Annotated in this window: 11 protein-coding genes; 5 read left to right on the forward strand and 6 right to left on the reverse strand. The window is 74.4% G+C overall.

The genetic code is table 11. The annotated features are described in order from the left end of the window. Window positions 1–10 precede the first annotated feature (10 nt). On the forward strand, window positions 11–2,047 hold the full coding sequence (locus tag HH311_RS11525; RefSeq protein ID WP_169183865.1) for a xanthine dehydrogenase family protein molybdopterin-binding subunit: 2,037 nt from the start codon (window positions 11–13) through the stop codon (window positions 2,045–2,047). Between the two features lie 32 nt (window positions 2,048–2,079). On the opposite strand, the gene HH311_RS11530 is transcribed toward HH311_RS11525, so the two are convergent. Further along, entirely contained in the window at window positions 2,080–2,961 is an 882-nt protein-coding gene (locus HH311_RS11530; RefSeq protein WP_169183801.1) for a 2-dehydropantoate 2-reductase, read from the reverse strand. A gap of 148 nt (window positions 2,962–3,109) precedes the next feature. Here HH311_RS11530 and HH311_RS11535 point away from each other — a divergent pair, with 148 nt between their 5' ends. Beyond that, window positions 3,110–3,664, forward strand: a complete 555-nt coding sequence (locus tag HH311_RS11535; protein WP_169183802.1) for a hypothetical protein — start codon at window positions 3,110–3,112, stop codon at window positions 3,662–3,664. Window positions 3,665–3,687: 23 nt separating this feature from the next. Then, a complete protein-coding gene (locus HH311_RS11540; protein ID WP_169183803.1) occupies window positions 3,688–3,951 on the forward strand; it encodes a hypothetical protein in 264 nt (87 codons plus the stop codon). A 14-nt stretch (window positions 3,952–3,965) separates the two neighbouring features. On the opposite strand, the gene HH311_RS11545 is transcribed toward HH311_RS11540, so the two are convergent. The 5 genes from HH311_RS11545 to HH311_RS11565 form a co-directional block, all read right to left on the reverse strand. Continuing rightward, window positions 3,966–5,795: an ABC transporter ATP-binding protein/permease gene (locus HH311_RS11545; protein WP_169183804.1), complete on the reverse strand. Its 1,830-nt coding sequence runs from the start codon at window positions 5,793–5,795 to the stop codon at window positions 3,966–3,968. A gap of 79 nt (window positions 5,796–5,874) precedes the next feature. Next, a complete protein-coding gene (locus HH311_RS11550) occupies window positions 5,875–6,639 on the reverse strand; it encodes a DUF4239 domain-containing protein (protein WP_169183805.1) in 765 nt (254 codons plus the stop codon). A gap of 21 nt (window positions 6,640–6,660) precedes the next feature. Continuing rightward, on the reverse strand, window positions 6,661–7,302 hold the full coding sequence (locus HH311_RS11555; protein ID WP_169183806.1) for a hypothetical protein: 642 nt from the start codon (window positions 7,300–7,302) through the stop codon (window positions 6,661–6,663). A 108-nt stretch (window positions 7,303–7,410) separates the two neighbouring features. Next, window positions 7,411–9,015, reverse strand: a complete 1,605-nt coding sequence (locus tag HH311_RS11560) for a hypothetical protein (RefSeq protein WP_169183807.1) — start codon at window positions 9,013–9,015, stop codon at window positions 7,411–7,413. 147 nt (window positions 9,016–9,162) lie between these two features. Then, on the reverse strand, window positions 9,163–9,741 hold the full coding sequence (locus tag HH311_RS11565; protein ID WP_169183808.1) for a hypothetical protein: 579 nt from the start codon (window positions 9,739–9,741) through the stop codon (window positions 9,163–9,165). 221 nt (window positions 9,742–9,962) lie between these two features. Here HH311_RS11565 and HH311_RS11570 point away from each other — a divergent pair, with 221 nt between their 5' ends. Both HH311_RS11570 and HH311_RS11575 read left to right on the forward strand, forming a co-directional pair. Beyond that, window positions 9,963–10,958, forward strand: coding sequence for a PrsW family glutamic-type intramembrane protease (locus HH311_RS11570; protein WP_169183809.1), 996 nt, complete (start codon window positions 9,963–9,965; stop codon window positions 10,956–10,958). Window positions 10,959–11,063: 105 nt separating this feature from the next. Then, window positions 11,064–11,969 carry an NADP-dependent oxidoreductase gene (locus HH311_RS11575; RefSeq protein ID WP_169183810.1) on the forward strand — a complete coding sequence of 302 codons (906 nt, stop codon included), beginning with the start codon at window positions 11,064–11,066 and terminating at the stop codon, window positions 11,967–11,969. Window positions 11,970–11,998: the final 29 nt, after the last annotated feature.

Consider the following 11,998-nt stretch of genomic DNA (forward strand, 5'->3'; position numbering starts at 1 on the left):
CGCCCGCGTCATGGGCACGTCGGTCCGCCGGGTCGAGGGCCCGGACAAGGTCACCGGCACCGCCCGGTACGCCGCCGACCAGCCGGTCGACGCCCCGCTGCACCTGCACCCGGTGCAGGCGACGGTCGCCCGCGGCCGGATCACCGGCCTGGACACGGGCGCGGCGCGGGCCGTGCCCGGCGTCGTCGGGATCCTCACCCCGGACGACGCGCCGCGGCTCGCGGACCTCGGCGACCCCGAGCTCCGGGTGCTGCAGCACCACGAGATCCACCACCGTGGCCAGTACGTGGCGGCGGTGCTCGCCGAGACCCCGGAGGTCGCGCGGGAGGCCGCGGGCCTCGTCGTCGTGACCGTCGCGGAGGAACCGCAGGTCACCGCGTTCGACGAGCACTCCCCCGCGCGGCACCCGGCGGCGACGCTCGCGAACTACGCGCCGCCGACCAGCGGGATCGTTGATCCCGACGCCGCGCTCGACGCGGCCGCGGTCACCGTCCGCGCCACCTACACCACCCCGGTGCAGCACCACAGCCCGATGGAGCCGCACGCGACGGTCGCGGCGTGGGACGGCGATCACGTCGTGCTGTACGAGTCCTCGCAGGGGGTGGCGGGCGCGCGGGACACGGTCGCGGCGCTGTTCGGGCTGGGCGAGGACGACGTCGAGGTGGCGTCGCCGCACGTCGGCGGCGGGTTCGGCGCCAAGGGCTCGCTGCACGCCGGGACGGTGCTGACGGTGCTCGCGGCGCGCACCGTGCCGGGCCGGGCGGTGAAGCGGGCGCTGTCGCGGCGGGAGATGTTCGAGACGGTCGGGCACCGGCCGGCGACGGTGCAGCACCTCGCGCTGGGGGCGACGGCCGACGGGCGGCTGGAGGCGATCACGCACGACGTCGTGGCGTCCACCGCGCGGATCGAGGAGTTCGGCGAGCCGACCGCGACCGGTACCCGCGCGATGTACGCGGCGCCGCACCGGCGCACGTCGCACGACCTGGTGCCCCTCGACGTCGACCCGCCCACCTACATGCGAGCCCCCGGGGAGGCCCCGGGCAGCTTCGGGCTCGAGTGCGCGATGGACGAGCTCGCGGTGGCGCTGGGCCTCGACCCGATCGAGCTGCGGGTGCGCAACGAGCCCGAGGTGCATCCCGAGTCGGGGGTGCCGTTCTCCACGCGGAACCTGGTCGCGTGCCTGCGGCGCGGGGCGGAGCGGTTCGGGTGGTCGGCGCGACCACCGCAGCCGCGGGCCTCACTGGTCGACGGCTGGTGGCACGGCACCGGGGTCGCGGCGGCGACGTTCCCGGCGATCCGCTTCCCGGGCTCGACGGCGGTGATCCGGTTCCGCCACGGGCGCTACGAGGTGGAGATCGGGGCGACCGACATCGGGCAGGGCGCCCGGACGGTGCTCACCCAGATCGCGGCCGACGCGCTCGGGGTGCCCACGGACCGGATCGAGGTCGCGATCGGCGACACCGCGCTGCCGCGGGGGACGGTGGCGGGTGGCTCGTCGGGCACGGCGTCCTGGGGGTCGACGATCAGCGAGGCCGCCGACCGGTTCCGGGACAAGTGGGGCGACGACCCGGAGGAGGGCGCCGAGGCCGACGCCGCCACCCCGGACAACCCGTGGGCGGGCGAGCTGTCGATGGCCGCCTACGGGGCCCAGTTCGCCGAGGTCGCGGTGCACGCCGACACCGGCGAGATCCGGGTGCCGCGGCTGCTCGGGGTGTACGCGGCCGGCCGGATCCTCAACCCGACCCTGGCCCGCTCGCAGTTCCTCGGCGGCATGGTGTGGGGGCTGTCGATGGCCCTGCACGAGCGGAGCGTCGTCGACCCCCGCTTCGGCCACGTGGTCAACCACGACCTCGCCGGCTACCACATCGCCGCCCACGCCGACGTGCGCGAGATGACGGCGGAGTGGATCGACGAGGACGACCCCTACGTGAACCCGATGGGCTCCAAGGGCATCGGCGAGATCGGCATCGTCGGGACGGCCGCCGCCATCGCCAACGCCGCGTACCACGCGACGGGGGTGCGACGCCGAGAGCTGCCGCTCATGTGAACGGATGTGGTCGCCGGGACGACCACATCCGTTCACATGCTGCGGAGCAGCGCCAGCATCGTCGCGTTGAGCGGGGTCGGGACGCCGTGGCGCGCGCCGGCCGCGACGACGGCGCCGGAGAGGTACTCGTGCTCGGTCGGCCGCCCGGCGAGCCGGTCGTAGAGCATCGAGGTGCCGGTGCCGGCGGGCATCGTCGCGTAGTGCCGCCGCAGCGCGGTGACGTCGTCGTCGGAGATGTCCGCGCCCTCGGCCCGGCCGACGGCGACGACCTCGCGGGAGAGGCCGAGGACCAGGTCGGCCAGGTGGTCCTCGGCGAGCACCTCGTTGCGGCGCATGGTCAGCGCGGTGATCGGGTTCGCGACGGCGTTGCTGATGAGCTTGCGCCACGCGTCGGTGCGGTAGTCGGTGGAGCCGGCCACCTCGACGCCGTCGTCGCCCCCGCCGACCAGCGCGGCGAGGCCGTCGACCCAGGGACCGTCGGGCACGGTGAGCCGCCCGTAGCCGTGGTGGACGATCCGCCCGGGCTCCACCGCCTCGGCGCCGAGCACGACGACGGCCGGGACCGCCGTCGCGTCGGGGTGCACGAGGCCCTCGACGCGGCGCTCCTGGTCCACGCCGTTCTGGGCGACGACGACGACGCTGCCGGGGCCGGTCGTGGCCTTGAGCCAGTCCGCCGCGGACGCGGTGTGGTGGGCCTTCGTCGTGAGGACCACCCAGTCCGCGGGGCCGAGGTCCGCCGGGTCGGTGTGCACCGCCGCCGGCACCTCGCGCTCCTCGCCGTCCGCCCCGGTCCGCACCCGCAGCACGTCGAACGGGGTCCGGACGGCGAGGGCCACGTCGTGCCCCCGCTCGTGCGCCAGGGCGGCGAGCACGCCGCCGATCGCTCCGGGACCGATGACCACGAGGCGCGCCATGACTCCGATCCTCACCCCACGCCGGGCGGTCAGCGGCGTGGGCCCCGTCTCAGGTCCGGCCGTCGTCGCACCGCCGGGCAGCAGAGTCGGCCTTTGACTCTGGTGGACCGTCGTGCATAGTCTCCTCGGCGGCGGGAGGAGGTGGGCCGTGGCCATCCGCGTCAAGCTCGGGCGCTACGAGCGCGCCGACGACGATCCGTTGGGTCGCGCCCGCCTCGGGTGGTTCCCGCGCATGACCGAGCAGGAGATCTGGGACGCCGGCCGCGGTCTGTGGCGCCTGAACCAGAACGTCGCCGGACGGGAGCGCTTCGCGCTGGTCGTCACGCCGGAGGGGCTGGTCGGCGCCGCGGCGGAGATCCGCTCGGTGACCCCCTACGGCGACCGCAAGGCCCTCGACGGCGCGGTGCTGGGCCCCGGGCACCCGCTGCGCGACGCGTACGTCGGCCGGCCCGACCCCCTCGCCAACAACTCGCAGAACCGCATCACCTACGGGGCGCTGCCCGAGGAGGCCGCCCTGCGCGACCTCACCTGCGCCTGCGGCTGCGGGACACCCACCACGGCGGAGTTCGTCGCCGGGCACGACGTCCGCGCCGTCCGGGACCGCGTCCGCCGGCACTTCGCCGGGTCCACCGCCGACTTCCTCACCTGGCTCGACGACGCGCTGGCCGGCCCCACCCCGAACCCCAGCAGCAGGACGCGCTGACACCGCGCGGCAGGGAGGCCCCCGTGCCCGACAACCTCTTCACCGTCTGGATCTACCCGACCGTCGGCGAGCCGATCACGGTCACGACGCTGGACTTCGACTCCGAGGACGCCGTGCTCGCCGCGGTCGAGGCGAGCTTCGCCGGCGGCACCCCGTTCCGGGTCCGCGAGCACGAGCGCGCGGGCGACGTCCCGGCCACGACGCTCACGGTGAACCCGGCCAACGTCGTCGCCATCCGGGTCCGGGCCCCCGAGCCGGCGGACACCTCGACCGGCCAGTACCTCTAGATCCGGCAGTACCTCTAGGCCTGTCCCTGGAGGGCCTCCGCCCGCCACCGGCCGTCGCCCTCGAGGTCGAGCCGCCGGGAGTGGAACGCCTCCAGGCTGCTGCGGTGCCCGACGCTCACCAGCACCAGGTCGGGCAGCTCGCGCCGCAGCAGGGTGTAGAGCTCGTACTCGAGGCCCTCGTCCAGGGCCGCGGTGGCCTCGTCGAGGAACACGACGTCGGGCCGGGCCAGGAGCAGCCGCGCGAACCCGACGCGCTGCTGCTCGCCGGGCGAGAGCACCCGCCACCAGACCTCGTCGTCGTCGACCCGGTCGACGAGGTGGGCGAGCGCGACCGCCCGCAGGACCCGGGCCGCGTCGTCGACGGCGACCGCCTCCGGGGGTTCGGGGTAGGCCAGCGCCGTGCGCAGCGTCCCGAGGGGCAGGTAGGGCTGCTGGGCGAGGAACACCGCGCCGGAGCCGACGGGGCGCTCGACGTGGCCCTCGGCGTAGGGCCAGAGGTCGGCGAGGCTGCGCAGCAGGGTGGTCTTGCCGGTGCCCGAGCGACCGGTGACCAGCAGCGACTCGGCGCGGTCGAGCTCGAGCGACAGGTCGCTGACGAGGGTCTCGCCGTCGGGCTTGTTCACGGTGAGGTCCCGGACGACGACGCCGCCGGTGCGGTCGGTGACGTCCAGCAGCGGCAGCTCGCGGGCCTCCTCGTCGGAGTCGAGCAGCCCGGTGAGGCGGTCGAGGACGGCGCGGTAGGCGGCGAACTGGTCGTAGGCGTTGCGGAAGAACGAGAGCGCGTCGTGGACCTGGCCGAACGCCTGCGCGGTCTGCTGGATGTCGCCGAGGCTGATCGCCCGGGCGAAGAACCGCGGCGCCTGGATGATGATCGGGAACACCACGGAGATCTGGGTGACGCCCAGGTTGAAGCCCTGGAACTTCAGCGTCCGGATCACGATGCGCCAGTAGTTGGCGATGACGTCGGAGAACCGGCGCTCGAGGGTGAGGCGCTCCACGGGCTCGCCGCGGGCGAACGCGATGTTCTCGGCGTTGTCCCGCACGCGGACCAGCCCGTAGCGGTAGAACGCGCCGAGGCCCTCGTTGAGGAAGTTCAGGCGGATCAGCGGCTTGCCGATCCGGAACGCGAACACCGACGCGACGATCACGTAGAGGAACGCGATGAACGTCATCGCGCGGGGGATCTGGAGCCCGAACACCGACAGCGGGCCGGAGAGCTGCCAGAGCACGATGGTGAAGGACGGGATCGTCACCAGGGCGCTCACCGCACCGCTCGGACCGATCGAGAGCGTGTACGAGGTCTGGGCGAAGGACGCGATGTCCTCCTGGATGCGCTGGTCGGGGTTGTCGACCTGGGTCCGCGAGAACCGTTGGCGGTGGTAGACGCGGTCGCCGAGCCAGTCGCCCAGCAACCGGCCGTTGAGGTCCTCCCACAGCCGGATCACGAAGGACTGCCCGACGTAGTACGTCACGAGCGACGACGCGACGTACACCGCCGCGATCACCGCGAAGATCCCGATGGCCCGCCAGAACGCGGCCGCGTCGAGGTTCTGCAGCGCGGTGTAGAGCTCGTTGGTGTTGTAGGAGAGCAGCAGGTTGATGCGCACCGACAGCACGACGAGCAGCAGCAGGACCAGGATGAACAGCGTCGGCCGCCAGGACGCCCGGTCCCCGCGGGTCGGGCGCACGAACGGCCCGGCCAGGCGCCAGAACTGCCGGCCCCACGTCGTGTACCGGACGATGAGCACGGCGACGATGCCGAGCACGATCACCGTCGCGACCCACACCCCGAGGATCCACAGCAGGCTGGTGAGCCACTCCGTGCTCCAGTCGACCGATTCCACCGCCGCCTCCTCGGGCACCAGTCGTGTGATCGGGTCCGGAAGGTAGCGGGAGGTCGATCACGGCGGCCGGGCGGGCCGTTCAGAAGTCGGCGAGGACCCGCTGGAGCGGGTCGGGCGTGACGGCCACGTCGCCGACGAACGGGTGGTCGATCGCGACCGCGACGAACAGCAGGATGCCGATGAGCAGCGCGATGCTGCCCGTCATGAGCGTCTGCAGGAACCGGTCGCGCAGCGCGAAGACCATCGAGAACCCGATCGTCACCACCGCGCCCACCACCAGCGCGGCCCAGAGCACCGCGGGCGCCCCCTGCGGCACGTAGTCGAGCCGGGCGGACCGGGCGGTCACGAGGTCGTGGAACCGCTCCACCTCGGCGCCGACGATCTCCGTGCGGGCCGGGCTGTCGGCGGGCAGGGCCTCGAGGTCGACCGAGAGCCGGTCGAGCGTCGGGCCGACCGTGGGTGAGCCGGGCTCGCCGCGCGACATCGCGGGCCACTCGTCGTCGATCACGGCGTGGGCGTAGGCGACGACGTCGGCGTGGATCCGGGCCCGGGCGTCGGCCGGGAACGCGGCGGCGGTGCGCTCGATGGTCCGCAGCGCGCTGGCCTCCTGCCCGACGGTGTCGCCGGCGGCGCTGAACTGCTCCCAGCTCACGATGACGACGAACGCGAGCAGCACCGCGTAGATCACCCCGACGACCGCGATGAGGAAGCCCGCGACCTCGTTGTGGTCGCCCTCGCTCAGCACCGACCACCGGCGCCGCAGGAACCGCTGGGTCACGATCGCCAGGAGCGGCACCCCGAGGACGAGCAGCAGGCCGCTGCTCCACAACGGCCACGCGCTCATCGCCGGCTCCCTCCGGGTCGTTCAGTGACCGTAGGTGAGCTGGGCCCCCGTCGTCGTCAGCTCGTCGTGGCTGAAGGAGACCGTGTCCGACCGGTCGCCGTCGAGACCGACGCGGTAGGAGGCGTCCCCGGACGCCACGTCGGGGACGGTGAACGCGAACCGGCACGCGTCCGCGAACGGCGAGACGGTGTGCCACTGGTCGACCGCGGTGCCCTCGCCCGGCAGCGCGGCGGTCCCGACGACGCGGCCGTCCGCGCCGAACACCGTCACCGAGTGGCCGGGCATCGTCGAGATCGAACAGCTCGCCCCGGTCGACAGCGCGCCCCGCCCGGCGACGACGAGGGACCCCTGCACCGTCATGGTCCGCGGCGTGAGCGCGACGACCCCGCCGACGGCCACGACGCCGACGACGACGAGCACGACGGCCACGAGGAGTGCGATCCGCGCCCGGCGGGGACGGCCCGGGGGGACGTCGCCGTCGAGCCCGGCCGGTGGGACGCCGGCGGCCGGGCGCGGGTCCTCGGGGGCGTCGAGCCAGCGGATACCGCGCGGCGCGCTCCGCTGGGCGGGGATGTCGGGCGACCACGGGGCGAGGGCGTCGCGCTCCGGGGACCGTGGCCCGGGGACGAGGGGCGAGCCCGCGTCGGTCTCCGTGCTGCTCATCCTGGTCCTCCCCCGACGACCGACCGCTGCGATAGTAGGTGGCCTTCGGCCTCGTGCGCAGAAAGTGCCGCTATACCGACCTTTTGTGCTCACGAGGCCGGAGGCCACCTAGGAACGGGTGTTGCGCAGGTGCCGGCCGAAGTAGGCCACGTGCACCTTCCCGGTCCGCTCCACCCACGTGAAGTAGATCCGCGGCGCCATCCCCGCCGACGAGATCTTCACGTGCGACTGGACCGCCTGCTCCTCGCCGTCGACGGTGAACGTCCGCGACTCCGGCCAGCGGTCCATCACCGTCTTCGACTCCCGCATCGCGAGCTTGCGGGGGTTGGCCGGCCACGCCATCGGGTGCCGGGAGTTCCAGCACCACTGGAAGAAGTCGCCGTCGTACCCGTCGCGGGTCCGCGCCCGGGAGTAGAACGCCAGCGCCCGCAGCGCCCGCCACGCCTGCTCGCCCCAGGCCGGCCCCGCCGCCTGCCGGTCCAGCAGCTCCAGGTCGACCCCGGCCTCCGTCGGGAACTCCAGGTAGGTCGCGAGGTGCTTGCGCGCGAGGGCCGCCGCGTCGCTGCAGTCGCGGGCGTGCGGCGGCGCGAGGTCGATCGCCTCGAGGCCCTCCCCGGTGCGCTCCCCGCGGAGCCGGGCGAGCTCGGCGGAGGCGGCGGCGAGCCGGTCGCGCAGGTCGGTGACCTCGTGCTGCAGGTCGCCGAACTCCTCCAGCACCTCCTCGGCGATGCGCCGCTCCGCCACGAGCTCGGACTCCAGGTCGGTGACCCGCGCCGCCTCCCGCGCGACCTTCTCGACCATCCCGCCCGGCGTGGCCTCGTCGAGACGCTGCGCGGCGCGGTCCCAGCTGTCGGGGGCACGGCGCACGCTCGACGGCGGCGCGAGCTGGTTGACCGCGATCCGGCCCGCGAGCGCCGGGCGGTCGCGGAAGCGCTCGGCGCGGAACTCGAGGTGGCGGGTGGTCGCGTCGCCGGCGGGGTCGAGCGCGGGGAGGTAGAGCCGCATCGCGCCGGGGTGCACCTCGAACCCCGCGCCGAGGGCCGCCCCGAGCGCGTCGAGGTCGGCCGCGTCGACCACGGCCACCATCGCCAGGCCCGCCACGTCGCGCGTCGTGCGCTGCACCGCCGCGTCGAACACCCGCAGCGCGTCCTCGTCGGCCCCCGGCCCCAGCCCGCCGAAGACGACGACGGGCACGTCCCGCTCCGGGAGGGTCAGCAGGCCGGCGAGGTCCTCGGCCCCGTCGTCGCCCTGGAAGTGCACCGCCCGGGGGTGCAGCGAGACGCCGCCGTGCGCGGCCGCCGTCGTCGTGAGCAGGTCTGCGACGAACGCCGGGGGCTTCGCGAACAGGGGCTCGGTGACGTCGCGGGCGTCGGCCTCGACGTCGATCCACACCCACGCCTTGGCGCCCTCGCCGGTGCAGCTGCCGCCCGACCAGGCGCGCACGGTGGTCGTCCACCGGCTCCCGTCGCGGTTCGACTCGACGAACACGACCCGGACCGCCTTGCCGATCTTCGTGTCGTCGGGGTCGTGGTGGGCGTCGCGGCGCAGCACGTAGCGGTACTGCTCGCTCGCTCGGGTGCGGGCGTCGCCGGACGGGAGCGGGCGGTGGTGGCGTGCGGCGACGCCCTCGCCCCAGGCGACGACGGCGCGGTCGACCACGTCGACGGCGTCCGGGTCGTCCGAGGCCCAGATGCTGCGGTAGAGCGTCGCCAACGCCGCGTCACCTCCTCAGCGAGTGTCCCGACGCTGCCCGCAGCATGCCTGGTGATCCGGCCCGGCGTCAGGGGCTCGACCCGACCATGATCACCGGGACGTCGTGGTTCCGCGCGCCGCGACCCGGCAGCCATGGCGTCCCGGTCGTCACGAGTGCCCGTAGGTGATCTGGGCGCCGGAGGTCTGCAGCTGCTCCTTGCTGAACCCGACACCCTTGCTCGCGTCGTTCCCGACGGCGACCGTGTAGTAGTCGTCCGCGGCGCTCACGTCGGCCAGCGTGAAGGTGAACCGGCAGCCGTCGGCGTAGTTCCCGTAGCCGTAGGTGTTCCACTGGTTGACGGCGACCCCGTCGGTCCCGTTCAGCATCGTCGTGCCGACCAGGTCGCCCCGGGACCCGAAGACGGAGATCGACTTGCCCTCCATGGAGGTCATCGAGCAGCCGGTCCCCGGGGTCAGGGTGCCGTACCCGGAGGCCACGACCGACCCGTTGATCGTCATCTTCGCCGTCTTCTGCGCGACGGTGCCGATGATCGCCACCGCGACGATCGCCGCGACCACGCCGAGGACGATCCAGCCCCACCGCATCCCGGAGTGCCGCTGCGGGGCCGGCGCGCCGTAGCCCGGCCAGCCCGCGGGTGGCTGCGTCGCGACCCAGTGGACCTCGGGCTGCGGGGGCGCCCACGGGGCTCCGGCGGCGAGGTGGCGCTCCGGCTGGGTCTGGGTCATGTCGGCTCCCCCGAGGACGTGGTCGGTCCGCGTCCACGCGGTCCGTCGGCCGTCATCTCGCCGCTTCGGCGCAGAGCGTTACGACGATCGACACGTTCGAGTGCTCACAACCGAAGCGCCTTCGCCAGCGATAACACCCGGCCGCGAGACGCGATGACACCGGCGAGCTCGCGGGGGCCGCTCCTCCGCGACCGGCCCACCACATCCCGGAGCATCCGACGATGACCACTCCCCCGGCCGAGCGCCTGCCCGATCTCGCGGTCCTCTTCCCCTTCCGCGCCTGGCTGCGCCACCCGGCGCTGCGGGCGTGGACGACGTGGCTGTTCGTCGCGCTCGTCGCCGTCCCGCCGGCCGCCCTCGCCCTCTTCGCGGGGTCCGCGAGCTACGAGGCTCCGGCGATCATGTTCGCGGCATACTTCGCCGCCGCGTGGTTCCTCGTCCTCTGGGTCCTCGTGCGTCCCCAGAACGTCGGTGGGGCGCTCCTGGCCCAGGTCGTGCTCCTCGCACTGCTGCTCGAGGGCCCGATCGCCTCGGGGATGGAGACCGTGCTCGGCGGCGATTTCGACAACCTGCTCACGAGCGTGGTCGGAGCCGGCATCCCGGAGGAGCTCGCGAAGATGCTGCCGGTGGCGATCATCGTGCTGGCCCACCGCCGGCGCGGGTTCGCCCCGCGGGACACGCTCTTCCTCGGCGCCGTCAGCGGTCTCGTGTTCGGCGCCGCCGAAGCCGTCACGTACGTGACGGTCTACATGCCCGCCTTGGGCCAGACCGGCGTGACCGGGTCCGTCGAGGCCGTGTGGCGGTTCGTCTCGGACCCGGTCGGTCACGCACTCTGGGCCGGTGTGGCCGGGTACTTCCTCGGGCTGGCGGCCCAGTACCGGCGCCCGGGGCCGTGGCTCGCGTTGGCCGGCCTGGGGCTCGGCGTGCCCGCACTGCTCCACGGGCTGAACGACTGGGACGTGATCACGGGCAACGTGCTCTGGGTCGTCCTCCAGGTCGTGAGCGCGCTGCTGTTCCTGGCCTACGCCCGCATCGGCCTCGTCGCGACGCCCCGGCCGACTCCGCCCGCCGTCGTGCCGCCGCGGTCCTGGGGGCCGCCGGCGTCGGTGACCCCGGAGCCCGTGGCCCGGCCGACCGCCGCCCCCACCGCCGGGCGTCACGCGGCGTCCGACGACCCGGTCACGGCGCCGATCGCGCTCGGCGCGCTCGCCCGGTGAGGCGCTCGCCGACCACCTGCGGCTGCTGACGGTCCCGAAGCCGCCGGACCCCGACCGCGCCTGCGACGATCGAGGAACAGGGCGACGACGACGAGGGAGTGGGTCATGCGGGCGTACGGGTTCACCACGGTCGGCGGGCCGGAGCACGAGGCGTTCCTCGACGTCCCCGTGCCGGAACCGGGACCCGACCAGCTGCTCGTCGCCGTTCACGCGTCCGGCGTGAACCCGGGCGACTGGAAGCTCCGCAACGGGTCCTACGGCACCGAGGGGCCCGCGGTGCTGGGCCGGGAGGTCGCCGGCCGCGTGGTGGCGACGGGTCCCGACGTCGAGGGGTTCGCGGTCGGCGACGAGGTCTTCGGCGGGTGCCCGGGCATGGTCGGCGGCTGGGCCGAGCAGGCGATCGTCACGGCGAGCTTCGCCGCGCACCGGCCCGCGGGCGTGACGCCGGAGCAGGCGTGCGTGCTCCCCGTCGCCGCCGGGACGGCCCACGACGCGCTGCGCCAGCTCGACCTCTCCCCCGGTCGGACGCTCCTGGTCAACGGGGCCGGCGGCGGGGTCGGCGTCGTCCTCGTCCAGCTGGCCGCGGCGCGCGGGCTGCACGTCGTGGCGACGGCGAGCCCCGGCAAGCACGACCTGATCGCCCGGCTCGGCGCGACGCCGGTGGCCTACGGCGACGGCGTGGCCGACCGCATCTCCGAGGCCGCTCCCGACGGCGTCGACGCCGTGTTCGACCTCGTCGGCGGCGACCCGCTGCGCACCGTCGCCGGGCTGCTGCGCGACCCGCACCGTCTGATCTCCGTCGCCGACTACGGGTTGTCCGTCGAGCTCGGCGGGCAGCAGCTCCAGCGCGACCGCAGCACCGCCGTGCTCGACGAGCTCGCCGGCCTCGTCGCGAAGGGCGCCCTCGACCCCCACGTCACCGACGTCCGGCCCTTCGCCGACGCCGCGGCCGCGCTCGCGCTCGTCGAGCAGGGCCACGCGACGGGGAAGGTCGTCCTCGACGTCGGGTGAGGCCGGGCGTGCCGGGCTGGTCGCACGAC

It is taken from the genome of Actinomycetospora sp. TBRC 11914, from assembly GCF_012933465.1.
GTDB lineage: Bacteria > Actinomycetota > Actinomycetes > Mycobacteriales > Pseudonocardiaceae > Actinomycetospora.

Coding starts and splice junctions, on each gene's coding strand:
- HH311_RS11525 (WP_169183865.1), top strand. CDS start 11: ATGGGCACGTCGGTCCGCCGGGTCGAGGGCCCGGACAAGGTCACCGGC.
- HH311_RS11530 (WP_169183801.1), bottom strand. CDS start 2,961: ATGGCGCGCCTCGTGGTCATCGGTCCCGGAGCGATCGGCGGCGTGCTC.
- HH311_RS11550 (WP_169183805.1), bottom strand. CDS start 6,639: ATGAGCGCGTGGCCGTTGTGGAGCAGCGGCCTGCTGCTCGTCCTCGGG.
- HH311_RS11555 (WP_169183806.1), bottom strand. CDS start 7,302: ATGAGCAGCACGGAGACCGACGCGGGCTCGCCCCTCGTCCCCGGGCCA.
- HH311_RS11565 (WP_169183808.1), bottom strand. CDS start 9,741: ATGACCCAGACCCAGCCGGAGCGCCACCTCGCCGCCGGAGCCCCGTGG.
- HH311_RS11570 (WP_169183809.1), top strand. CDS start 9,963: ATGACCACTCCCCCGGCCGAGCGCCTGCCCGATCTCGCGGTCCTCTTC.
- HH311_RS11575 (WP_169183810.1), top strand. CDS start 11,064: ATGCGGGCGTACGGGTTCACCACGGTCGGCGGGCCGGAGCACGAGGCG.